Origin of the sequence: Bifidobacterium choerinum (genome assembly GCF_002761235.1) — a bacterium.
Classification (GTDB): Bacteria; Actinomycetota; Actinomycetes; order Actinomycetales; family Bifidobacteriaceae; genus Bifidobacterium; species Bifidobacterium choerinum.
Window position 1 is genome coordinate 1,407,790 of the sequence record NZ_CP018044.1, and the last position, 24,176, is coordinate 1,431,965.

Sequence of the window (24,176 nt, forward strand, 5' to 3'; positions counted from 1 at the left end):
AACATTCGCAGCAGCAGGCACAGGGCATCGTCGACACGGCGGACGACGCCGGCAAGGGCGGCAGGCTCGTCGTGCTCACCGGGCCGACGGCGGTCGGCAAGGGCACCGTCGAGGCGGCGATGCTCGCCAAGCATCCCGAGGTGTGGGTGTCGGTGTCGGCGACGACGCGCGACCCGCGCCCCGGCGAACGCGACGGCGTCGACTACTGGTTCATGGACGACGACGAATTCGTCGCCAAGGAGGCCGCCGGCGAGTTCCTCGAGACGGCCGTCGTGCACGGCATGGCGCACTACGGCACGCCGCTGGCGCCGGTGCGCGAGCATCTCGCCGCGAACACGCCGACGCTGCTCGAGATCGACCTGCAGGGCGCGCGCCGCGTCAGGGAACGCGCGAAGGAGCTCGGACTCGAGATCGTCACCGTGTTCATCGCGCCGCCGAGCTTCGAGGAGCTCAAGCGCCGCCTCGTCGGCCGCGGCACCGAGACGCCCGAACAGCAGGCGAAGCGTCTCGAGACGGCGAAGGTCGAGCTGGCGGCCGAATCCGAGTTCGACGTGACGATCGTCAACGAGGAGGTCGAACGGACCGCCGACGAACTGTGGAGGATCATCGCCGACGAATACGGCATCGCCGAATAGTCGAATAGTCGAATAGACGAATAGACGGAACGCCTCCGCGCCGTACGGCGGATACAGCATATCTATCGGCATGGCAAGAGGAAAGCCCCCACCGAGGGAACATCGGTGGGGGCTTTCACATCCTTGTACGCCGCCGCGGGCGGCCGGCCGCTCAGGCCAGGCCGGAGAGACGGTCGATGAGCTCCGGGTCGCGCGTCGCGCCCTTGTCGGCGGAGCGGGCGAAGGCGGCGAAGGCCTTGAGCGCCTGGCTCACCTGACGGTCGCGGTGCGCGACGTAGCCGTCGCCGGCCTCGAGCTTCGCGCGGCGTTCGGCGAGCTCCTCGTCGGACAGCTCGACGTTGATCGTGCGGTTCGGGATGTCGATCGAGATGATGTCGCCGTCCTCGACGAGCGCGATCGTGCCGCCGCTCGCGGCCTCCGGCGCGACGTGGCCGATCGACAGGCCCGACGAGCCGCCCGAATAGCGGCCGTCGGTGATCAGCGCGACCTCCTTGCCGATGCCCTTGCCCTTGACGAAGGACGTCGGGTAGAGCATCTCCTGCATGCCGGGGCCGCCCTTGGGGCCCTCGTAGCGGATGATGAGCGCCTGGCCGGGCTTGAGCGTGTCGTTGAGGATGACCTCGACGGCCTGCTCCTGCGATTCGACGACGAGCGCCGGGCCGCGGAAGGTCCAGATTTCCTTCGGCACGCCGGCGGTCTTGACGACGCAGCCGTCGGGGGCGAGGTTGCCGCGCAGCACGGCGAGGCCGCCCTCGGTGACGGCCGGATGCTCGACGTCGTGGATCGCGCCGTTGACGCGGTCGGTGTCGAGCGAGTCGAACTTCGTCTCGTGCGTCCACGGTTCGGGGGAGACGATATGGCCCGGCGCGGCCCTGAAGAAGTCCTTCGCGTAGTCGGTGCAGGTCTCGCGCATGATGTCCCAGTCGTCGAGCTTCGCCTCGAGCGACGGATAGTCGATCGAATGCACGTCGCGGTGCAGCTTGCCGGCGCGGTCGAGCTCGCCGAGGATGCCGGTGATGCCGCCGGCGCGGTGCACGTCGGAGATCTCCCATTCGCCGGAGGGAGAGGCCTTGCAGATGCACTGGACGGTGTGCGAGATGCGCTCGATGTCGTTGAGCGTGAAGTCGACGTCCGCCGACTGTGCCATCGCGAGGATGTGCAGCACCGTGTTCGTCGAGCCGCCCATCGCCACGTCCATCGTCATCGCGTTCTCGAAGGCGTGCTTCGTCGCGATCGAACGGGGGAGCACCGACTCGTCGTCCTCGTGGTAGTAGCGGTTCGCGATGTCGACGACGGTCTGCGCGGCGCGCTCGAAGAGCTGCCTGCGGTAGCCGTGGGAGGCGAGGACGGTGCCGTTGCCGGGCAGCGCCAGGCCGATCGCCTCGGTCAGGCAGTTCATCGAGTTCGCCGTGAACATGCCGGCGCACGAGCCGCAGGTCGGGCAGACGGTGCGCTCGTAGGCGAGCAGGTCCTCGTCGGTCATGTCGTCGTCGGCCGACGCGTACATGACGTCGATGAGGTCGGTGTTCTCCTTGACGGTGCCGTCGGGCAGCACCGTCGTGCCGGCCTCCATCGGGCCGCCGGAGACGAAAACGGTCGGGATGTTCAGACGCAGCGCCGCCATCAGCATGCCCGGCGTGATCTTGTCGCAGTTCGAGATGCAGATGAGCGCGTCGGCGCAGTGCGCGTTGACCTGGTATTCGACGGTGTCGGCGATGATCTCGCGGCTCGGCAGCGAGTAGAGCATGCCGGTGTGGCCCATCGCGATGCCGTCGTCGACGGCCATTGTGTTGAATTCGCGCGGGATGCCGCCGGCCTTCTTGACGGCCTCGGAGACGAGGCGGCCGACCTTGTTGAGGTGGACGTGGCCGGGGACGAACTCGTCGAAGGAGTTTGCGATGGCGACGATCGGCTTGCCGAAGTCCTTGCCATCCACACCGGCGGCGCGGTAGAGCGCACGGGCGCCGGCGAACATTCTTCCGTTCATGATTTTCGCAGATCGCATTTCCATAACACGCCATTCAACCGCACCGCGGGCGCGGCATGCCGCCGAATGGTCATATCGTGGGAAATTTTCGCCGAACCTTGACAAATGCGTGCGGCGCCCTCGGCGGCGCCGACGGCGGGAGGTCTTGAACGGGTCGGCGCCCTGAGATAGAATGACTGTTTTGAACAAGCTGAACAAGCATCGTGCGAGTGATTTGGAGACCTCAACTATGGCATTCGGTACCGAGCCTACACCAACCGGACTTGCGAATCCGCCGATCGACGACCTGATGGAGCACGCCGACTCCAAGTACGCGCTGGCGATCTTCGCCGCGAAGCGCGCCCGTCAGATCAATTCCTACTTCGCGCAGCTCAACGAGGGACTGCTGCAGAACGTCGGCCCGCTCGTCGAGTACCAGAGCCAGGAGAAGCCGCTGTCGATCGCCTTCCGCGAGATCAACGAGGGACTGCTCGAGGAGACCCTCGGCGAGGACGACCTCAACGAGGGCAACTGACCGCAGGCCCTTGCGCCTCCGGAGCACGGCCTCCGGTTTTCCCACGTCGCGTAATGCATGGCGTGGGGAACCGGGGGCCTCTAATATGCGACGGAGCGACTATGATGTGTCGCGGACGTTTCCAACCCATACGCCCGCCGCATCGCACACCACCAGCATCAGGGGAGTTTTATGGCCGAACTCAAGTTGATTTCCGCGGAATCGGTGACCGAAGGGCATCCGGACAAGATCTGCGACCAGATCTCCGACGCGATCCTCGACGACATGCTGTGCCATGACCCGCATTCGCACGTCGCCGTCGAGACGTCGGCGACGACCGGTCAGTTCTTCGTCTTCGGCGAGGTCTCGAGCGAAGGCTACAGCGACATCCAGAACATCGTGCGCTCCGTCGTGCGAAACATCGGCTACACGAGCTCCGAGGTGGGCCTCGACGCCGACTCGTGCGGCGTCCTCGTCTCGATCACCGAACAGAGCCCCGAGATCAACCAGGGCGTTTCGCGCCTGAGCCGCGAGGCCGAAAGCGCCGCCTCGCGCGAGGAGCGCTACGAGGCGCAGGGCGCCGGCGACCAGGGCGTCATGTTCGGCTACGCGAGCGACGAGACCGTCGTGCTGATGCCGCTGCCGATCCATCTGGCGCACCGCCTCGCCAAACGCCTGACCGACGTGCGCAAGTCCGGCGAGGTGCCGTTCCTGCGCCCCGACGGCAAGACGCAGGTGACGATCGAATACGACGAGCACGACGTGCCGGTGCGCCTCGACACCGTCCTTGTCTCGACGCAGCACGACCCGTCGGTGCGTCAGGACTGGCTCAGGGAGCAGCTCGACGAGCACGTCATCAAACCGGTGCTCGACGAGGTCCTCGCCGACCGCGTGCGCCACGACGACTACCGCGTGCTCGTCAATCCGACCGGCTCGTTCATCATGGGCGGCCCGGCCGCCGACGCGGGACTCACCGGCCGCAAGATCATCGTCGACACCTACGGCGGCGCCGCGCATCATGGCGGCGGCGCGTTCTCCGGCAAGGACCCGAGCAAGGTCGACCGTTCGGCCGCCTACGCGGCGCGCTGGGTCGCGAAGAACATCGTGGCCGCGGGGCTTGCGCACAAGGTCGAGGTGCAGGTCGCGTACGCGATCGGCGTCGCCGACCCGGTGAGCATCAACGTCGAGACCTACGGCACCGAGGCCGACGGCGTGACGCGCGAGCAGATCCAGCGCGCTGTGCGCCGCGTCTTCGACCTGCGTCCGGCCGCGATCGTCGACGAGCTCGACCTGCTACGCCCGATCTACGCGAAGACCGCCGCCTACGGCCACTTCGGACGCGAGGACGCCGACTTCCCGTGGGAGGCGACGAACCGCGTCGACGCGCTCAGGGACGCGATCGCCGCCGAACGCGAGGACTGAGACACGACCGGGACCCGGCGGCACGCCGCCGGGTCCCGCCATAACCGGTTTTACCGGCAGCTGAACGGCCATGCGACGCCGCATGGGTAGACTGTCCTTCCAAAACCGGCGCCGCGACAGGACGCGGCCGGACACGCACAGAGGAGGAACGAACAATGGCATCGATGACCGTCGCGCAGATGGTGGAGCTCTTCGTCAAACCGGACGCCCCGATCCATGTGACCGCCTTCGACGGATCGAGCTTCGGCGACCCGGACGCGCCGGTCACGATCAGCGTGAACAACGCGCGCGCCGTCTACCATATGGTCAACGCGCCCGGCGAACTCGGCCTGGCGCGCGCCTACCTGCAGGGCGACATCGACTCACCGCAGCTCGTGCCCGGCAACCCGTACCGGCTCTTCGGTGACCTCGTGGCCGTCAAGCCGTATCTGCGCATGCCGAACCCGGCGCAGTTCGCGCGCGCGCTCGCCTCGGTCGCCTCACACGGCATCCGCCGCCCCGCCGCGCCGGATATCGAAGGCCCAGGCAGGCTGCGTCGCCTGACCGAGGGGCTGCTGCCGCATTCGAAGGCCGGCGACGCGGCGACGGTCAGCTACCACTACGACCAGTCGAACGACTTCTACGCGCTGTTCCTCGGCCCGTCGATGACCTACACCTGCGCCGTCTTCGACTCCCCGGACACGTCGCTCGAGGCCGCGCAGAAGGCCAAGCTCGACCTCATCCTCGACAAGCTTGCGCTCAGGCCCGGCGAACGCCTGCTCGACATCGGCTGCGGCTGGGGCTCGATGGAGATCGAGGCCGCCAGGCGCGGCATCAGGGTGCTCGGCGTCACGCTCTCCGAGGAGCAGGTCGAATGGGCGCAGCGCTGGATCCGCGACGAGGGCCTCGAAGACCTCGCCGAGGTGCGGCTGATGGACTACCGCGACGTGCCCGAAGGCGACTTCGACGCGATCTGCTCGATCGGCATGATGGAGCACGTCGGCCACAAGCACTATCCGTCGTACTTCAAGGAGATCTACGACAAGCTCAAGCCGGGCGCGAAGCTGCTCAACCACCAGATCACGCGCTGCAACTCGCATCAGGGCAAGAAGGCGGGCGAGTTCATCGACCGCTACATCTTCCCCGACGGCGAACTGTCGAGCCCGGCCGAGATCGAGATGGTCATCCAGGACACCGGCTTCGAGGTCGTCAACCAGGAGAACCTGCGCCAGCACTACGCGCTGACGCTGCACCGCTGGAACGAGAACCTCGCCGCGCACTGGGACGAGGCCGTCAGGCTCGTCGGCGAGCCGAAGGCCCGCCTGTGGGGCCTGTACATGGCCGGATGCGCGTACAACTTCGAGATGAACCACATCCAGATCCACCAGTTCCTCGCCGTCAAGCCGGAGGACAACGGCACCGACGTCTACCCGCTGCGCCCGTGGTGGCCGCGCCACTGAGCGCAACGCCGGCGGCGGCCGCCTCCGCGGGGTCGTTACACTGGGAGCCATGAGCACGAGCGACGCGACGCAACCCACCTTCGACGGCATGCAGCCGCGCCGCCGGCGTCCCCGCGGCGGGGCCGCGCACACGCCGGCCGTGCGGCTGCCGGTCGCGCGCGTCGTCCTCGACATCCAGGCCACCCATCTGGGACGCTGCTTCGACTATCTGATCGACGAACGCCTCTCCGAGGCCGCGCGCCCCGGCTGCCTCGTGCGCGTACGCTTCGGCGGCCAGCGTGTCTCCGGCATCATCTGGGAGCGCGTCGAGCACAGCGACACCGACCCGTCGGCGCTGCGCTACATCGAACGCGTGCTCAGCGGCGTTGTCATGGGCGGCCAAATGCGCCGCGACGTCGCTGCGATCGCCGACGCCTACGGCGGCACCTGCGCGAACATCGTGCGCGTCGCGCTGCCGCAGCGCATCGCCGCCGTCGACAAGGAGATGGCGGACCTCGCCGACGGACCGGACACGCGCGCCGACGCCGGCGCGCGCGCGGCCGCCGCGCAGGCGATGGGCGCCGACTTCGCGCGCCGCTACGAGCGGGCGCAGGTCCTCGCCGACGCGCTCGCCGGCGAACGCTTCCAGTCCTTCGTCGTCGACGCCGTCGCCGGCTCGGCGTGCGCCGACCTCACGTGGATGGCGGCGTCGGCGCTCGCGCACGGCAGGTCGGCGGTGCTCGTCATGCCGTCGATGCGCGAGGTGTGGGAGGTCATGCGTGCACTCGAGGGCGCGGGACTGACCGCCTTCGCGCCCGACGGCGAAGGTCCGGGCGGCGAAGCCTGGGGCGGCGACGTGGCCGTGCTCAGCGGCTCGCTCGGCCCCGCCGAACGCTACCGCGCCTACCTCGCCGTCGCGTCGGGGCGTGTGCGCTGCGTCGTCGGCACGCGCGCGGCGATGTACGCGCCGGTGACGGGCCCCGCGTTGTTCGCCGTGCTCGACGACGGCGCCTACCAGTACGCCGACGGGCTGATGCCGTACGCGAACGCGCGCGGCGTGTGCCGGCTGCGCGCGCGGCTGCACGACGGCGTCTTCGTCGCGATGGCCTATGCGCGCAGCGTGCTCAGCCAATGGGAATGCGAGGACACGACGGCGATGCCGGTCGCCGTGAGCGGACCGAGCGCCGCGATCGTGCCCTTCCGCGACGTCGCGCGCGCCGCCGCGCCGTCGGTGCGCTGGCTCAACCGCGACGAACTCGCACGTCTCGCCGATCCGAGCATCGGCGCGCGCGTGCCGCACACCGCCGTGCGCGTGCTGTCGGCCGCGCTCGAGCACGGCCCGGTCCTGTTCTCGATCCCCTCCGACGGCATCAGCGAATCGTTGGTGTGCGCGCGCTGCCTGCGTCAGGCGCGCTGCCTGCGCTGCACCGGGCCGCTCGAACGCGGCGGACCGACCGGCACGCCGCGCTGCCGCTGGTGCGGGGCGCCGGCCGTCGACTGGCACTGCCCGCACTGCGGCGGCGAGCGCATGCGCGTCGTGCGCGTCGGCGCTGCCGGCACCGCGCAGGAGCTGCAGGGGCTGTTCCGTGGCGTGCCGATGGTCCTGTCGAGCCCGCACCAGCCGCAGGGCGTCGTCGAACAGGTCGCCGACGCGCCGGCGATCGTCATCGCGACGCCCGGCGCGGAGCCGCATGTGCGCGCGGGCGCCTACCGCGCCGTCGCGATCCTCGACGCATGGACGAGCCTGTACCGGCAGAGCATCGACGCCTACATCGACGTGCTGCGCGACTGGATGCGCGCGATGGCGCTGTGCGCGCCGCGCGCCGACGGGGGAGCGGGGCTGCTGATCGGCGAGACCGACCCGGTGATCGCGCAGTCGCTGATGACGTGGGACCCGCGTATCCTCGCCGCCGCCGAACTCGCGCAGCGACGCGAGGCCGGGCTGCCGCCGGCCGTGAGCGCGGCCTGCGTGTGGGGGCAGCGCAACGCCGTAGCCGAGACGCTGCGGCGCATCGGCGTCGCCTCCGGCGGCGATTGGGCGACGCTGCGATTGTGCGACGACGAGTTCCAGGCGGTGCTCGGCCCGGTGCCGATCCCGCCCGAACGCACCGTCGACTCGCGTGAGCTCGAGCAGATGCGCGACCGCGTCAAGGCGGTCGTGCTCGTCGCGCATGCGCGCCGCGCCGAACTGGCGACGCGGCTGCGCACTGCCGTCGCCCGTCATGTCGCTGCGCGCGAGTTCGGCGAGCTGCGCTTCCGCGTCGACCCGAAGGACCTGCTGTAGCGCTCAGCTGACGGCGACACGGCCGGTACTGCCGGCCGTGTCGACTACGATGGGGACGGTCGGCGCCGGCCGCCGTGCGGCGGGACGCCGTGATGACGACGTCATGGACCGTCGATGGACGGACGAACGGACAAGGAGGACGTGAGGATGCTGCGAGTACTGTTTGCGGGCACGCCGGAGGTGGCGGTGCCGTCGTTGAGGACGCTGGCGAAGGACACCGAGCATTTCGAGGTCGTCGCCGTGCTCACGCGCCCCGACGCCCCGACCGGCCGCGGCCGCAGGCTCATGGCGAGCCCGGTCAAGATGGCGGCGCTCGAACTGGGGCTGCCGGTCATGGAATGCGACCCGAACGAGGAGGCCTTCCTGTCCGCGCTCAAGGCGACCGGCGCCGAGGCCGCCGCGATCGTCGCCTACGGCAGGATCCTCAAGGAGCCGGTGCTCGAGGCACTGCCGATGGGCTGGTACAACCTGCACTTCTCACTGCTGCCGCAGTGGCGTGGCGCCGCGCCGGTGCAGCGCGCGATCTGGGCCGGCGAATCGGTGACCGGCGCATCGGTGTTCCGTGTCACGAAGGGCATGGACGAAGGCCCGGTGCTCGCGCAGTCGACGGTCGAGATCGGCGCGCACGAGAACGCCGGCGAACTGCTCGACCGTCTCGCCGAGGACGGCGCGCATCTGCTCGCCGCCTCGCTCGAAGGCATGGCCGAAGGCCAGATCACGCCGGTCGAGCAGCCGGCCGGCGCCTTCGAGGTGGCCGCGAAGATCTCGCACGACGACGCCCATATGCGCTTCGACGTGCCGGTCTTCGCGCTCGACCGCCAGATCCGCGCATGCACGCCGCTGCCCGGCGCATGGTGCGACCTGCATGTGCAGGGCGACGCGCTCGCGCCGACGACGCTGCATGTGACGAAGGCGTCGCCGGCGAGCGCCGAGCTGCGCGAAAGCGTCGAGGTCCCCGAAGGCCTCAAGCCCGGCGAGCTGCACATCACGAAGCATCATGTCTGGGTCGGCACGAGCACCGAGGCGCTCGAGCTGCAGCTCGTCAAGGCGCAGGGCAAGAAGGAGATGGGTGCGGCCGAATGGGCGCGCGGCGCGCATCTGGGCGCCGGCGCGTTCCTCGACTGAGCGCGGTTTCCGATTGGCGTGTGATGGGGCGTCGGCGACGCCCCGAACGACGAAGCGGTCGGTCGCATCGGTGATCGATGCGACCGACCGCTTCGTATGCCGTGCTCCGCACGCCGCGCGCGGCTGACTGATTCGTCTGCGACGCCGGCGGATCAGCGGCGCAGGTAGTCGAGGACGCGCGTCAGGTCGCGCTCGTCGATCGTGTGCGGCGCGGCGGCGCGCACGGCTGGTTTCGCGCAGAACGCGATGCCGAGCCCGGCCGCGTCGATCATCGGCAGGTCGTTCGCGCCGTCGCCGACGGCGACCGTCTGCGCGGCGTCGACGCCGTTGTCGGCCGCCCACCGGCGCATCGCGCGCAGTTTGACGTCCTTCGTGACGATCGGGCCGGCGACGCGTCCGGTGAGCGTGTGCGAGGCGTCGTCCACCTCGAGGCGGTTCGCGATCCGGTAGTCGAGTCCGGCCGCCTCGGCGAGCCGGTCGACGATTTCATGGAAGCCGCCGGAGACGACGCCGACCTTCCAGCCGTGCCGGTGCAGCTCGTCGATGAGCTGCAGTGCGCCGTTCGTGAAATGCAGCCTGCGGTAGACGTCGTCGAAGATCGACGTCGGCAGTCCCTCGAGCAACGCGACGCGCGCGTCGAGCGCCTGCGCGAAGTCGAGCTCGCCGTTCATCGCGCGCGCCGTCACCGCGCTGATGCGTTCGCCGACGCCGGCGGCCTCGCCGAGCTTGTCGATGACCTCCTCGTCGATCAGCGTGGAGTCGACGTCCATGACGAGCAGGCCGGGGCGGCGCAGCGTCGGCAGACCGTCCGCGGGCGTGTCGGCTGCGGGCGTGTCGTCAAGGATTTGCAAAGGTATTGGGCTCATAGTGACGATTGTCGAAAAACGTTGGGACAATGGCGCAATGCGTTTTTCGATGATTCTCTCCCAGATCCCGGTCGATGAGCAGCTGCAGTGCGCGACGAGCTCGGACGGCCTCATCGGCTCGATGACCTCGTGGCTCGTGCAGCTGATGGAGACCGTCGGCGGCGTCGGCGTCGCGCTCGCGATCGCGCTCGAATCGATCTTCCCGCCGATCCCTAGCGAGATCATCCTGCCGCTCGCCGGATTCACGGCGGCGCGCGGCAGCATGGGGCTCGTCGCCGCGATCCTGTGGGCGACGATGGGCTCGCTGCTCGGCGCATGGGCGCTCTACGGCATCGCCCGCTGGTTCGGGCTGCACCGCATCCACCGCGCCGCCGACCGCATCCCCGGCGTCAGCCGCGACGACGTCGACAAGGCGAACCGCTGGTTCACGAAATACGGCACCTGGTCGGTGCTGCTCGGCCGCGTCATCCCGGTCGTGCGCTCGCTGATCTCGATCCCGGCCGGCTTCAACCGGATGAACTTCGCCCAGTTCTCGCTGTGGACCTTCATCGGCTCAGCCGTGTGGAACACCGTGCTCGTCACCGCCGGCTACATGCTCGGCGACCGGTGGTGCTCGATCCTCGGCGTGCTCAACGTGTTCGAGGACGTCATCATCGTCGTCTTCGCCGCCGTCCTCGTCTTCTTCGCCGTGCGCTGGATTCGTAATCTGATACGCGAGCGCCGCGCCTCGCGCATCGACGGGTAGCATGGCGGTACGCGCTACGCGTTGAAGTCAGGGCCGGACGGCGCGCTTCCGCTACACTGGGTATGGGTCGCCTTCCGGGCGACGCCCGATGCGGCGGCGGACGCCGTCCGGCCGTTTTCCATGCATGCGCTTTCGCCGGAGCCGTCCGCGCGACGCCGCCGGGCACAGATCGGACGAAGCGCATGACGAGGTGGAGATGCACGAACCAGACGTTGCCGGCGATGCCATGGCCGGCTTTGATGCCTCAGCCGCTCCTTCGGCCGATTCCCCCGAAACCCATGCGGATCTCGCCGCGCACGCCGACCGGTTACAGGCGAAGAACCATGCACTCGCGGCCGCCCTGCGGCGCGCGACCGACGAACTCGCCAAGGCGAAGTCGCAGCTCGAGCAGTTCACGCGCCCGCCGCTGGGCTTCGCGACGATGCTGCGGCTGCACGACAGCCGCATCGACGGGCACGGCGTGCGCCACGCGAGCGTCGAGGTGATGCACGGCGCGCGCCGCATGGTCGTGCCGGTGGCCGCGCAGGTCGACGCCGCGCGCCTCGAGGCGGGCATGACATTGTTGCTCGACGAGAACCTCGTCGTCGTCGCGACGGCGACCGCCGAAGGCGTCGGCGCCGTGCGCGCCGTCGACGACGTGCTCGACGACGGCCGGCTCATCGTCGTCGACGCCTCCGGCGACCGCCGTCTCGTGCGCCGCGCCCGCGACCTGCGCGACGCGCGGCTGACCTGCGCCGACCGCGTCGTCGTCGACCCGTCGAACCACTTCGCCGTCGCGACGGTGCCGCGCGAGGAGACGGCGCAGCTGCTGCTCGAGGAGACGCCGGACGTCTCCTTCGGCGACATCGGCGGACTCGATGCCCAGATCGCGCGCATCCGCGACGCCGTGCAGCTGCCGTTCGAACACCGCGGCCTGTATGCGGCCTACGGGTTGACGCCGCCGAAGGGCGTGCTGCTGTACGGGCCGCCCGGCAACGGCAAGACGCTCATCGCGAAGGCGATCGCGCACGAACTCGCCGGCGAGGGCGCGCGCGGCGTCTTCCTCGCCGTCAAGGGGCCGGAGCTGCTCAACAAATACGTCGGCGAGTCGGAACGGCTCATCCGCCTGCTGTTCGACCGCGCGCGCGAACGCGCCGCCGCCGGGCAGACCGTCATCGTCTTCATCGACGAGATGGACGCGCTGCTGCGCACGCGCGGCTCGGGCGTCTCGTCGGACGTCGAGACGACGATCGTGCCGCAGTTCCTCGCCGAACTCGACGGCGTCGAACGGCTCGACAACGTCATCGTCATCGGCGCGTCGAACCGCGTCGACATGATCGACCCGGCCGTGCTGCGTCCGGGCAGGCTCGACGTCAAGATCCGCGTCGACCGTCCGGACAGGGACGCCGCGCTCGCGATCGTGGCGCGCTACCTGACGCCGCGGTTGCCATACGCCGACGGCGTCGACGCCGCCGCGCTCGCGCATATGCTCGTCGACGACGTCTACCGGCGCGACGGCGCGCGCAGGCTCGGCCGCGCCGTCCTCGACGACGGCTCGAGCCGCGCGATCGCACTCGCCGACGTCGTCTCCGGCGCGATGCTGCGCAACATCGTCGACCGCGCCAAGACGGCCGCCGTCAAGGCGAGCGTCGGCGGCGGCGAACCGGTCGCGCTCGACGCGGCGATGGTCGCGGCGGCCGTCGACGACGAATACCGTTCGGTGCGGGACACGCTCGCCGACGTCGACGCCGCGCAGTGGGCGAAGGTCAACGCGCTCGGCGACGGCCGCGTCGTCGAGCTGCGGCGCGCCGACGGCATCGACGACGGCGACGGCAACGAGGCGGACGCGGCGTATCGCACGCGCCGGCCGGAAAGGACAGGGGCATGAGCGTCAGGAGGGTGGTCGGCACCGAGACGGAGTACGCGGTCATGGCGGATCGGGGCAATCCGGTGCGGTGGTCCTTCGACGTCATCTTGGGCGCCGGAGCGGACGGCGACGCGCGCCGGATCCGCTGGGACTACCGGCAGGAGGACCCGGTCAACGACATGCGCGGCCGGCGGCTCGAACGCGCCGCGGCACGCCCGGAGATGCTCACCGACGAGCCGCAGCGGCAGATCACGAACGTGCTCGCCGACAACGGCGGCCGGCTCTACGTGGACCATGCACATCCGGAATACTCGTCGCCGGAGACCTGCGACCCGTTCACGGCCGTCGCCTACGACACGGCCGGCGACGTGCTGATGCGCCGCGCCGCCGAGCACGCGAACGCCGAAGGGCTCGACGACGGCACGTTGCGGCTCTACCGCAACAACGTGGACGGCAAGGGCGCGAGCTGGGGCTCGCACGAGAACTACCTGATGCGCCGCGACGTGCCCTTCGACGCGACGGCCGCGATGATGACGGCGCATTTCGTCACCCGCCAGCAGTACGTCGGCTCGGGCAGGATCGGCCTGGGCGAGCGCGGCGAGCGGGCTGGCTACCAGCTGAGCCAGCGCGCCGACTACTTCCATATGAACGTCGCGCTGCAGACGACCTTCGACCGGCCGATCGTCAACACGCGCGACGAGGCGCACGCGCCGGCGGACATGCGCCGGCTGCACGTCATCGTCGGCGACGCGAACCGCATGGACGTGCCGCGCGTGCTCAAGCTCGGCACGACGAGCATGCTGCTGTGGACGCTTGAACACGCCGACGAGGCCGGCATCGACGTCGCCTCGCGGCTCGAACAGCTGCGGCTGGCCGACCCGGTCGACGCGATGCACCGCGTCTCGCACGACCTGACGCTCGCCGAGCCGCTCGCGCTGGCGCACGGCGGCACGATGACGGCATGGCAGATCCAGGTCATGCTCAACGCGCTCGTCTACGAGACGGCCGCCGCCGTCCACGGCACCGACACGCGCGGCGAGCCGGTGTGGCCCGACCGCGAGACGAGGTCGGTCATGGCGATGTGGAAGCAGGCGCTGCTCGACGTGGCCGCCATCCGCCACGCCGACGATGGCGAACGTTTGCAGTCTACGGCCGAGGCGGGGCGTCTTGAATGGCTGCTCAAATGGCAGCTCGTCGAACGGATGCGCCGCCGGCTGCACCCGGACGAGCCGCTCGAACGGGCGTTGGCCGATCCGCGGCTGCAGGCGATCGATCTGCGCTGGGCGAGCCTCGACGAATCCGAGTCGATCTATGCGCGGCTGCGCGGCCGCACCGAGCGCACGGCGAGCGACGACGAGATCGCGCAGGCCGTGGACACGCCGCCCGCGGACACGCGCGCGTGGCTGCGCGGAACGCTTGTGCGCCGCTGGCCCGAGCAGCTGCGCGCCGTATCGTGGACGCACGTCACGACACGCGACGACGCCGACGGGCGGCAGTGGACGCTCGACATGAGCGACCCGCACGCCTTCACGCAGGAGGCCTGCGCCGAGGTGCTCGCCGGCGCCGACGACGCATGGGGCGCCGTGCGCGCGCTCGGTGCCACGCCGGCGCCGCGGCCGCGAGACGGCGACGCCCGGAATGCGGTATGATGGCATCGACACCTATGCAAACGTTGTACTGATGTTGCGCCGTCGCGCTTCGGCCGTATCGCGGAGCCGGTGCATCGAAGGGACAGACGGGACCAAGTCGCCCGCCGCGCGCCGCGGACACGAGACCACGACGGCGCCGCGAGGAAGCGACCGACGGGAAACGACGAGAAACGAGGACGGGCACGATGACGATGGAACTGCGCGACCTGGCGATGCAGGTCGCCCGCATCGCCCAGGACGCCGGCGAGCATGCGCTCAGCAACCAGGTGACGCCACGCAGCCTGACCGAGGTGAGCACGGCGGCGCGCGACTATTCGCATGGACTCGAACTGGACGGACGCCTCACCCAGTTCATATACAACAGGCTCACCTATGTGGACCCGTTCAACGGACGCTGGGACGAACGCAGCGACGAATGGCATGCGGGGGACCGCTACTGGTGCATCGGCGGCATCGACGGCGTCATCAACTACACGCGCAACATGGCCGAATGGTCGGTCACCGTCTCGCTGTTCGAGTTCAACGAGTTCGGCTCCGCGCAGCCGATCCTCGGCGTCGTGCACGCGCCGGCGCTGCAGTTGACCTACATCGCCGCGCGCCGCAGCGGCGCGATCCGCATGCGCGCGACGCCGCTCGGCGAGAAGCGCGAGAAGATCATGCCGTCGACGACGAGGAGCCTCGACGGCTCGGTCATCGGCTTCGGCATGTCGTTCAAGTCCGACGAGGCGCGCCACGCGCTCAAGGTCGTCGGCGACATCGCCGGCCGCCCGGCCGACATGAAGCGCATCGGGCCGTCGTCGCTCGACCTGTGCAAGGTCGCCGACGGCACCTACGACGCCTACTTCGAGCCGCATCTGCACAAATGGGACGTGCCGGCGCTCTCCGCCGGCGCCGTCGTGCTGTGGGAGGCGCAGGGCCAGCTGAGCAACTGGCGCGGCGACCTGATCCACTGGCGCAGCGAGAACAACCTCGTCGCCACGAACGGCCTCATCCTCGACGACCTCAAGCCCTACCTCGTCGAATCCTGGGACACCGGCGACGAATCCGACGGGACATTCGGCGACGCGCCCGGCGGTGCGGCCGCAGACTCGTCGCAGCCGGCGCGCTAGACGGCCTCGACGCCGATGACGATGCGATCGGAGCGGCCGATGCAGCCGATGCAGCCGATGCAGTAGTGTGGCAACCGGATCACGAAAACCCGGACGAGGGAGGAACGACGATGCCACAGGAACAGCACAGCCAGTCGATGGCGCACGACGAGCAGCACGAGGACGACGCCGCGATTGGCGCGCAGACCACACATAGGACGGCCGCCGACGCCGCGATCGACGACCTCGACGCGATCCTCGACGACATCGGCATGGTGCTCGAGACGAACGCCGAGGAATACGTCAGCGGATTCGTGCAGAAGGGCGGCCAGTGATGCCGCAGCTGCACGACAGCGGCAACCGCGGCCACGTCGGCGCGCGCCCGTCGGCGCATCTCGACGACTTCGCGCGCATCTTCGGCATCGAGACCGAATACGGACTGAGCGTCACCGGCGCGTCGCGGCCCTGCGACGCCGGACAGGTCGCGATGATGATGTTCCAGCCGATCATGCAACGCGTGCGCGCGACGAACACCTACCTGACCAACGGCTCGCGGCTCTACCTCGACGTCGGCGCGCACCCCGAATACGCAACCGCCGAGGCGCGCACGCCCGGCGACGCGACGCTCGCCGACGCCGCCGGCGAACACATCATGCGCGATCTGGCGCTCGACGCGCAGCGCCGCCTGCGCGCGACGCTCGGGCAGGGCGCGACGATCCATCTGTTCAAGAACAACGCGGACAGCGCCGGCCACTCCTTCGGCTGCCACGAGAACTACCTCGTGCGCCGCGGCGTCGCGCTCGGCCAGATCGAGACGCAGCTGCTGCCGTTCCTGATCACCCGCCAGATCCTCACCGGCGCAGGCCGCTTCGACGGCGTCCGCTGGCACGTCACGCAGCGCGCGGCCTTCGTCGACGAGACCGTCTCGTCGGCGACGACGCGCTCGCGGCCGATGATCAACACGCGCGACGAACCGCATGCCGACCCTGAGTCCTTCCGCCGCCTGCACGTCATCATCGGCGACTCGAACCGTTCGCAGTGGGCGACGACGATGAAGCTCGCGACGACGCATCTCGTGCTGTGCCTGATGGAATGGGGCGCGCGGCACGGCGAGGAGACCGGGCTCGAATCGATCGCGCTCGCCGACCCGGTCGAGGCGAACCTCGCCGTCGACGCCGACGGTCCGCGCGCGGCGCTGCGCCTGGCCGACGGCACGACGACGACCCCGCTCGCGCTGCAGCGGCGCGTGCTCGGCGCGGTGCTGCGCTTCGTGCGCATGCGCCGCGACGAGGTCGCCGCGTCCCTCGACGGCGACCCGCTCATGACGCTCGACGACGTGCTCGGCGAATGGGAGCGCGGCATCGAGACGCTCGCCTACGACGACGAGGGGGCAGGGCTCGCCGACCGCGCCGACTGGGCGTGCAAGCGCCGTTTCGCGGCCCGGCTCGCCGCGCGAGGCGCCGTCGACCCGATGCGCCTCGCACAGCTCGACCTCGACTACCACGACATCGCCAACGGCGCGCTGTTCGCCTCGCTCACGAGGCATGGCATGATGCGCGCGCTGTGCGACGACGCGCGGATCGAACGGGCCGTGACGACGCCGCCGGCCGGCACGCGCGCCGTATTGCGCGGCGCCTTCGTCGCGCATGCCGAGGCGGCGCCGGTGGCATGGTCCTGCGACTGGACGCAGCTGCGGCTCACGGCGCCGGTGAAGGACGACGTCATGATCCTCGACCCCTTCGACGCCGTCGGCGACGAGCGGTACGCGAGGCTGCTCGCCCTGATCGACGGGGCGTGCGGCACCGGCGCCGACATGGCCGTATGAACGCGCGGATGCGACCGGGCGACGAATACGATGAAGCCCCCGACCAACGTTGGTCGGGGGCTTCATCGGTCGATGCGGCATGGTCAGCCGATCATTCGGTGACGGCCTTCTTCAGCAGGGAGCCGGCCGAGATGCGCACGCCGTAGGTCGCCGGGATCTCGATGGTCTCGCCGGTGCGCGGGTTGCGGCCGGTGCGGGCGGCGCGCTTGACGCGCTCGGCGGAGAACAGACCGGTCAGCTTCAGGCCTTCGCCGGACTTCATGGCCTCGACGAACACATCCTGGAATGCGTTGACGGCGGCCTCAGCCTGAGCCTTGGTCAGGTGGGACTTCTGAGCGATCTTGGTGACGAGATCAGACTTGTTGTATGCCATGTGAGCATCCTTCTTGGTTCAGGGGTTGAGCCCATTGCACGTCTCAACCACATGTTCAGTAATGAATCTTAGCGCATAAATATGGTGAAAGCGGCGTTTCGTAAGGGTTTTGGGAACTTTTTTCGCGTTCGGCGCCCTTCGGGCCGCCTTCGGGGGCGAAATCAGATCAGATTGTGCCTGTCGAGCCATTTCATCGCGAGCGCGCCGACCGGGATGCGCAGCCAGTAGAAGCCGAGGCGGTAGACGAGCGTCGCCGAGATTGCGATCGTCGACGGCACGCCGACGGCCGTGAACGCGACCGACAGCGCGGCCTCGACGGCGCCGAGGCCGCCCGGCGTCGGCACGGCCGAGCCGAGCGTGTTCGCCAGCAGGAAGATGAAGGTCGTCTCGAAGGGGTTCGTCGAGTAGCCGAAGGCCTCGAGCGCCGCCCAGAAGCCGAAGCCGGTGGCGATGTTGAGCAGCAGGCCGCCGGACGCGCTGACGACGAGCTTCGCCGGCTGCGTCAGCGTCTCGAGCAGGCTGCGCGCATACGACTTGACGAGCGGCAGGTATTTGTCGGTCACCTTCTTGCGCACCGGCGGGATCGCCATCGCGACCGAGACGATGAGCGCGACGGCGGCGATGACGATGATCAACGTGTTCGTCGGCACCATGCTCGACAGCGAGTTGCGGCCGGTGAAGATGCCGATGACGATGAGCAGCAGCACGGTGACGGCGGCCTGCACGGCCCAGACGGCGCTCATGATCGCCGTGGCGACGGTGTTGCGGTAGCCGCTCTTGCGCAGGAACTGCAGGTTGACGAAGGCCGGGCCGATGCCGGCGGGCATCGAGACGGCGGTGAAGCCGGCGGCCATCTGCGAGAACAGGATGCCGAGCGGACGGCGCTTGTCGCGGTCGATGAAGCCGCCCAGCGAGACGGCCGAGCCGACCCAGGCGAGGAAGCTGAACAGCAGCACGACGAGCGCCATCCAGATGTTCGCGTCGCGCGCCGCCTTGATCATCTCGCTCGGGTTCATCTGCGTGATGATGACGACGACGGCGACGACGAGCAGCGCGAGCGCGAAGAACGAGCGCGCGCTGAAGCGCGAGAGCGTCACCTGTTCGAGTGATTCGGAGACCTCCTCCGGCGCGAGCGCGCCCATGGCCTTGCGCAGGTCCTCGAGCAGCGTCTTGCTCCAGCCTTCGAGCGTGCGCGTCGAGGCGGGCACGGCGGCCTTCTGCACGAAGGGGATCAGGTTGACGAGCGTCTCGTCGCCCCAGACGCGTCGCGCGACGCGCAATGTGCGTTCGATGCCGACGAGCGCCGAGCACAGCGCGAGCAGCTGCACCTTGTCGAGCGAGACGTTGGCCGGCGAGCTTGCGTCGTCGCCGTTCTGCCAGCCGGCGATGACCGGCGCGCCGTGGCCGGTGCGGGCGAGGACGTCGGTCGTGATGCGCCGGTGCGTGTAGCCGCGCCGGTGCGCGCGCCGCAGATAGGTCATGTATCCGGCGACGGCGTCGTCGTCGAGGTGGGCGAGGTCGGCGGGGCGCAGCGCCGAGTCGCGGTCGAGCACGAGGATCGACGATTCGCCCGAATCGACGACGCCGTAGGGGCGCATCGAGGCGAGGCCGAGGTTGCGCAGTCCGAGCAGCATCGCGAAATGGTGGTGCGTCGCGCTGACGGCGGAACGGTCGTGGCGCACGGCGACGCCGCTTAGGCGGATGAGCTGCCACAGCTGGTTGAGGTAGCCGGTCACGTGCAGCTGGTTGTCGAGGACGGAGACGACGTAGCGTGCGCCGTCCTTCGTGCGGCACGAGTAGATGCGCGAGTTCTCGACGAGGTCGTCCTCGAGCGATGCGTGCAGGATGCCGTCATGGGCGTCGTCGGCGTCGCGCAGCCGCAGCTCGACCGGGTCGAGGCCGATCTGCCGCAGCGCCGTGACGACGTGGACGCCCCAGGCGCCCGAGTTCGGCGTGCCGATCGCGAAGCGGATGACGAGGCCGACGATGCGGCCGATGAGGATCGAGACGATGACGCCGGGGACGGAGTTCCACGAGCTGATGACGAGCAGCAGCGCGCCGACGAACAGCACGTTCCAGCCCCATTTGACGGTCGAATGCATGCGTCGCGGCCCCGCCACCGTCAGGAAGGCGCCGATCGCCGCGTAGAAGTCGGGCAGCAGCGACGTGCCGGCGTGCGTGCCGGTCGACAGCAGCGAGTTGACGAGGATCGCCGAACCCTGCGAGGACAATAGGTAGGAGACGCCCCAGACGGCGCCGAAGCCGAGCATCAGCGCGCCGACCGAGCACGCCGAGCGCAGCCATTCGCGGCTGACGACGAGCTGGATGAGCACGCTGACGACGGCGTACACGACGATGAGCTGCTGCAGGAACGATGCGGGCACGTCGAGCAGCCATTCGAGGGCGCGCGCGGCCGTGTGCGCGTCGCTTTCGACGCCGGCCGTGATGCCGCGCAGATAGACGGCGAACACGATGACGAGCACGCCGGCGATGAGCGCGGCGGCCGCATGGATCAGGTCGGAGAAGACGTGCGCGCGTTGCGGCTCGTTGTCCGCGATGACGACATCGGAGGTTCCCGGCACGTCGCCGCCGTGCGGCCGGGTCGTCGGCGTTTCCTGTTCAGATGCTTGCATCGGCGTCCTTTTCCCATGGATGACGGCGCCGGCGGGCGTCGTCCCCGCCGCGTCCTGCCGTCTTAGAACGCTACCATTCTAGGGGAGCGGCTGCCAAAACGCCGGCGGCGGACACCGGCTCGGACACCGGCATGGACACCGGCATGGACACGGCGCCGGCTCGGACGGACACATGTCCGGCGCCGGCCACGATATGCGAAGGCCGCCGCCCGTACGCCGGCGGATCCATGCGGGGGATCTCGCGGCGGACGGACGACGGCCGGTCGAAGGTTGCGCGCGTCAGCGGTCGTAGGCGACGAGCTTCGCGGCGTCGCCGACGTAGGTCGCCGGCGTCAGCGCCTTGAGGCGCGCGGCGGTCGCCTCGTCGAAGGCGAGCGAGTCGATGAAGGCCTCGACGTCGCGCTGGCCGATCTCGTGCCCGCGCATCAGCTCCTTGACCTTCTCGTAGGGCTTCTCCATGCCGGGCAGTCCCGCGAGCTCGCAGGCGCGCATCGCCGTCTGGATCGGCTCGCCGAGCACCTCCCAGTTCTCGTCGAGTTCGCGCGCGATGACGGCCTCGTTCGGATGGATCGACTTGAGTCCGCCGAGCAGGTTGTTCAGTGCGAGCACCGAATAGCCGATCGCCGAGCCGATGTTGCGCTGCGTCGTCGAATCGGTCAGGTCGCGCTGCCAGCGGGATTCGACGAGCGTCGCGGCGAGCGTATCGAGCAGCGAGCACGAGATCTCGAAGTTCGCCTCGGCGTTCTCGAAGCGGATCGGGTTGATCTTGTGCGGCATCGTCGACGATCCGGTCGCGCCCTTGACCGGCACCTGCGCGAACACGCCGCGCGAGATGTACATCCACACGTCGACGCACAGGTTGTGCATGATGCGGTTCGCATGGCTCATCGTGCCGTAGAGCTCCGCCTGCCAGTCGTGCGATTCGATCTGCGTCGTCAGCGGGTTCCACGTCAGGCCCATGCGGTCCTCGACGAAGGTGCGCGAGATGTCGATCCAGTCGGCGTCCGGGACGGCGGCCAGATGCGCGCCGAAGGTGCCGGTCGCGCCGTTGATCTTGCCGAGGTACTGCTGCGCGCGCACATGGCCGACCTGGCGGTTGAGGCGGTAGACGTAGACGGCGAGCTCCTTGCCGAGCGTCGTCGGCGTCGCCGGCTGGCCGTGAGTCAGCGACAGCAGCGGCAGGTCCCTGAAGCGCTCCGCCTGCTCGGCGAGCAGGTCGACGATCGCGTCGATGCCCGGCAGCCAGACACGTTCGACGGCGTTCTTGACGCAGCGGGCCGTCGACAGGTTGTTGATGTCCTCGGAGGTGCAGGCGAAATGCACGAGCGTCTTGAGTCCGGTCAGCTGCGTCGGGTGGCCGAGCACGTCGGCGGCCTTGTCGAGCTGGTCGTCGATGTAGTATTCGACGGCCTTGACGTCATGGTGCGTGACGGCCTCGTGCGCCGCATGCTGTTTGATGCCTTCGGCGCCGAACTCCTCCGGAATCGCGCGCAGGAACGCCTGCTCCTGTTCGGTCAGCGGCTCGACGCCGGGGACGATCGGCTTCCATCCGTTGCCGGCGTAGCCGTTGGCGAGCATGATCATCCATTCGACCTCGACGCGCATGCGCTCGCGGTTGAGGGCCGGCTCGCTGAGGTATTCGACGAGTTCGGCGGTCTGGGCATGGTAACGGCCATCGAGCGGAGTGAGCGCGATGGCGGGGGTGATGTCGGTAAGCTTCATGCCCCTCACTCTACGCAGGGCCGTGAACGCGCGGGCACCGCCGTCCCATCCATGAGACGGCCGGCGCCGTCCGTGCGTCCGTCACCGGTGCCGCCCGTCGTCCGTGTCGTCGCCGATGCGGCCCTGCCAGTACGTCGTGCCCTGATAGCCGCCCCCGATCGTCGCGCGCAGATGCATGTCGTGCCGCTCGAGCGCCGGCGAGCCGAGTTGCGCGGCGTTCGCGTACGCGGCCTCGTGGAACGCGAGGTCGTGCGTCAGCGGCAGCGGCCCGTCGCCGATGTCGACCGGACTCGAGGCGAGCAGCCGTCCGTCGTCGCCGTCAGCGGCGAGCGCGCCGCGCACCGTCAGCCATCGGTCGGACTGCGGGCTCGCGGCCCCGTCGAGCGCGGCGACGAGCTCGTCCTCCATCTCGACGCTCGTCACCCACACGTCGTCGCCGACCGGATGGTTCGCGATCGGCGAGCCGGCGGTCACGATGTGCTCGATGCGGAACTCGTCGACGTAGTCGCTCGCGAGCGTCGCCGCGACGATGCCGCCCTGCGAGTGCCCGACGAGCGCGACCGGGTCGTCGGCGCCGACGCCGGCGAGCCGCATCGCCTCGGCGACGAAGCGCGCGCTGTCCGCACGCGCGCGCCGCACCGCGTCGTCGCCCATCAGTTCGACGTTCTGCTCCCACCCGAAGGGCGAATCCGGCTGCCCGTCGGTGCCCGGGATCGTGACGAGCCACGCGTTCGTGCCGTCCTCGCGCGCATAGCGCGAGATCGCGATCGTCGCGTACGACAGGCCGGTGCGCGCGCCGTCGCCGTTCGCGGCGCCGAGCCGGCGCAGGTCGTGCAGCGCCGCGGCGGTGGAGTCGACGTAGCCCACCGGGCGCGCGTCGGGCAGCGGCGAGACGCATGCGACGACGAGACGGTCGCCCTGCAGCCGGTCGTTGGCCGGCGCGCTCACCGCGGCGATGCCGCCGGCCGCCGCGGCGACGTGCCGTCCGTCGTCGCCGAGCGAGCCGAGCGCGGACAGGCCTCCCGGACCGGCCAGTCCGCCCGGTGCGCCGAGAGCGGCGATGCCGGAGAGGTGCGCGCCGATGCCGGCCATCAGCCCCTCCTGCATCCACGCCGTGGCATGCGAGGCATGGGCGATGCCGGAGGAGCCGTCGGCGGCGCCGCAGGACCCGTCGACGGCGCGGCCGACCGACGCCCCGTACAGGCCGACGCCGGCGGCGAGCGCCGCCATCGCCGCCGGGTTGAGCGTCGTCAGCAGCTGCACGGCCTTCGACGTCAGCCTGCGGCTGCCCGACTCGGCCGCGTTGTACAGGCCGTGGGCGCGTGCGACGAGGTCGGCGAGGCGGCCGCATTCGTCGCCGATGCGGCGCAGCATCGTGCCGATGTCGTTGCAGGCGTCGACGGCGCGCGTGATGCGGTGCGTCAGCGCCGCCGAGGCTGCCGCCGCGCCGCCGGCGGCCTCGACGGCGGGCAGCCGCGCGAGCACGTCCATCTGGCGCGTCGACAGCGCGAAGGCCGTGCGCGTCCAAGCGTCGGCGCATGCCGTGAGCGTGCTCCGGGCCGCCTCGAGCCGCGCCCAGGCCGCGCGGTAGGCGCCGTCGTCGGCGACGCCGTAGGAGCCGCCGTATACCGAGGATGTCACCCGTCCGGTCATCGCGCACCTCCCGTCGCCAGCAGCATCGCCGGCGCGAGATCGGCCTGCGCGCGCACGATGCGCGCCTGCGCGCCGGCCGAACGGATGCGCTCGCGGTAGAGTTCGGCGGCCGTGCCGTGCCAGCCGTCGATCGCGGCGGCGCCGAGCGAGGCGGCGGCCTCGTCGAGCGTCGCCGCGCATTCGCGCGCCATCCGCTGCATGATCCGGTGGCAGTCGGCCATCGCGGCCTCGAGCATCGCCGTGCCGTCGGCGTCCCGGAACAGCGGCTGCGGCGTGGCGGGCGGCATCAGCGTCGGCGCGCCGCCCAGCGGTCGTATCGGCCGGCGTCCGTGGGACGGGCCGGCCATCTGCAAGATGTGCTGTGTCGTATCCATGGGTCCCATTGGACGTCCGGGACGGCCGCCGTGTCCAG

Annotated in this window: 19 protein-coding genes; 12 read left to right on the plus strand and 7 right to left on the minus strand. The window is 69.9% G+C overall.

Annotation, left to right across the window (positions count from 1 at the left end; translation table 11 throughout):
• Positions 1-26: 26 nt before the first annotated feature.
• The gene (gmk, locus tag BcFMB_RS05630; RefSeq protein ID WP_029675408.1) at positions 27-635 is read left to right on the plus strand and encodes a guanylate kinase; all 609 of its coding nucleotides are present in this window, start codon (positions 27-29) and stop codon (positions 633-635) included.
• A 151-nt stretch (positions 636-786) separates the two neighbouring features.
• On the opposite strand, the gene ilvD is transcribed toward gmk, so the two are convergent.
• Positions 787-2,646 carry a dihydroxy-acid dehydratase gene (gene ilvD, locus BcFMB_RS05635; protein WP_099721250.1) on the minus strand — a complete coding sequence of 620 codons (1,860 nt, stop codon included), beginning with the start codon at positions 2,644-2,646 and terminating at the stop codon, positions 787-789.
• A gap of 205 nt (positions 2,647-2,851) precedes the next feature.
• On the opposite strand from ilvD, the gene rpoZ reads away from it, so the two are divergent.
• The 5 genes from rpoZ to fmt all read left to right on the plus strand — a co-directional run bounded on the left by rpoZ (position 2,852) and on the right by fmt (position 9,364).
• Positions 2,852-3,136: a DNA-directed RNA polymerase subunit omega gene (gene rpoZ, locus BcFMB_RS05640; RefSeq protein ID WP_024540775.1), complete on the plus strand. Its 285-nt coding sequence runs from the start codon at positions 2,852-2,854 to the stop codon at positions 3,134-3,136.
• Between the two features lie 171 nt (positions 3,137-3,307).
• Complete coding sequence (gene metK / locus BcFMB_RS05645; RefSeq protein WP_099721251.1) at positions 3,308-4,537, plus strand: methionine adenosyltransferase; 1,230 nt, start codon at positions 3,308-3,310, stop codon at positions 4,535-4,537.
• Between the two features lie 155 nt (positions 4,538-4,692).
• Positions 4,693-5,976 carry a class I SAM-dependent methyltransferase gene (locus BcFMB_RS05650; RefSeq protein WP_099721252.1) on the plus strand — a complete coding sequence of 428 codons (1,284 nt, stop codon included), beginning with the start codon at positions 4,693-4,695 and terminating at the stop codon, positions 5,974-5,976.
• 49 nt (positions 5,977-6,025) lie between these two features.
• Complete coding sequence (locus tag BcFMB_RS05655; RefSeq protein ID WP_099721253.1) at positions 6,026-8,239, plus strand: primosomal protein N'; 2,214 nt, start codon at positions 6,026-6,028, stop codon at positions 8,237-8,239.
• 147 nt (positions 8,240-8,386) lie between these two features.
• The gene (fmt, locus tag BcFMB_RS05660; RefSeq protein ID WP_099721736.1) at positions 8,387-9,364 is read left to right on the plus strand and encodes a methionyl-tRNA formyltransferase; all 978 of its coding nucleotides are present in this window, start codon (positions 8,387-8,389) and stop codon (positions 9,362-9,364) included.
• Between the two features lie 152 nt (positions 9,365-9,516).
• Here fmt and serB read toward each other — a convergent pair whose 3' ends face one another.
• Positions 9,517-10,230 carry a phosphoserine phosphatase SerB gene (gene serB, locus BcFMB_RS05665; RefSeq protein ID WP_099721254.1) on the minus strand — a complete coding sequence of 238 codons (714 nt, stop codon included), beginning with the start codon at positions 10,228-10,230 and terminating at the stop codon, positions 9,517-9,519.
• 121 nt (positions 10,231-10,351) lie between these two features.
• Here serB and BcFMB_RS05670 point away from each other — a divergent pair, with 121 nt between their 5' ends.
• From BcFMB_RS05670 to BcFMB_RS05695, 6 genes are all read left to right on the plus strand, one after another.
• The gene (locus BcFMB_RS05670) at positions 10,352-10,975 is read left to right on the plus strand and encodes a DedA family protein (protein WP_081707945.1); all 624 of its coding nucleotides are present in this window, start codon (positions 10,352-10,354) and stop codon (positions 10,973-10,975) included.
• Between the two features lie 226 nt (positions 10,976-11,201).
• Entirely contained in the window at positions 11,202-12,842 is a 1,641-nt protein-coding gene (arc, locus tag BcFMB_RS05675; protein ID WP_099721255.1) for a proteasome ATPase, read from the plus strand.
• A complete protein-coding gene (gene dop / locus BcFMB_RS05680) occupies positions 12,839-14,470 on the plus strand; it encodes a depupylase/deamidase Dop (RefSeq protein ID WP_099721256.1) in 1,632 nt (543 codons plus the stop codon). Before arc ends, dop begins: the two co-directional genes overlap by 4 nt.
• 185 nt (positions 14,471-14,655) lie before the next feature.
• Positions 14,656-15,579 carry an inositol monophosphatase family protein gene (locus BcFMB_RS05685; RefSeq protein ID WP_418214991.1) on the plus strand — a complete coding sequence of 308 codons (924 nt, stop codon included), beginning with the start codon at positions 14,656-14,658 and terminating at the stop codon, positions 15,577-15,579.
• Between the two features lie 110 nt (positions 15,580-15,689).
• Complete coding sequence (locus BcFMB_RS05690) at positions 15,690-15,893, plus strand: ubiquitin-like protein Pup (protein ID WP_024540785.1); 204 nt, start codon at positions 15,690-15,692, stop codon at positions 15,891-15,893.
• On the plus strand, positions 15,893-17,383 hold the full coding sequence (locus tag BcFMB_RS05695) for a proteasome accessory factor PafA2 family protein (RefSeq protein WP_099721737.1): 1,491 nt from the start codon (positions 15,893-15,895) through the stop codon (positions 17,381-17,383). The genes BcFMB_RS05690 and BcFMB_RS05695 overlap by 1 nt, the downstream gene beginning before the upstream one ends.
• Positions 17,384-17,474: 91 nt before the next feature.
• Here BcFMB_RS05695 and BcFMB_RS05700 read toward each other — a convergent pair whose 3' ends face one another.
• The 5 genes from BcFMB_RS05700 to BcFMB_RS05720 form a co-directional block, all read right to left on the minus strand.
• Entirely contained in the window at positions 17,475-17,756 is a 282-nt protein-coding gene (locus BcFMB_RS05700; RefSeq protein WP_022857750.1) for an HU family DNA-binding protein, read from the minus strand.
• Positions 17,757-17,917: 161 nt separating this feature from the next.
• Positions 17,918-20,389, minus strand: coding sequence for a lysylphosphatidylglycerol synthase transmembrane domain-containing protein (locus tag BcFMB_RS05705; RefSeq protein ID WP_099721257.1), 2,472 nt, complete (start codon positions 20,387-20,389; stop codon positions 17,918-17,920).
• Positions 20,390-20,668: 279 nt separating this feature from the next.
• Positions 20,669-22,111: an adenylosuccinate lyase gene (gene purB / locus BcFMB_RS05710; protein ID WP_024540788.1), complete on the minus strand. Its 1,443-nt coding sequence runs from the start codon at positions 22,109-22,111 to the stop codon at positions 20,669-20,671.
• An 81-nt stretch (positions 22,112-22,192) separates the two neighbouring features.
• A complete protein-coding gene (locus tag BcFMB_RS05715; RefSeq protein ID WP_024540789.1) occupies positions 22,193-23,764 on the minus strand; it encodes a PGAP1-like alpha/beta domain-containing protein in 1,572 nt (523 codons plus the stop codon).
• Positions 23,761-24,138: a hypothetical protein gene (locus tag BcFMB_RS05720; RefSeq protein ID WP_152595921.1), complete on the minus strand. Its 378-nt coding sequence runs from the start codon at positions 24,136-24,138 to the stop codon at positions 23,761-23,763. The genes BcFMB_RS05715 and BcFMB_RS05720 overlap by 4 nt, the downstream gene beginning before the upstream one ends.
• Between the last annotated feature and the right edge of the window lie 38 nt (positions 24,139-24,176).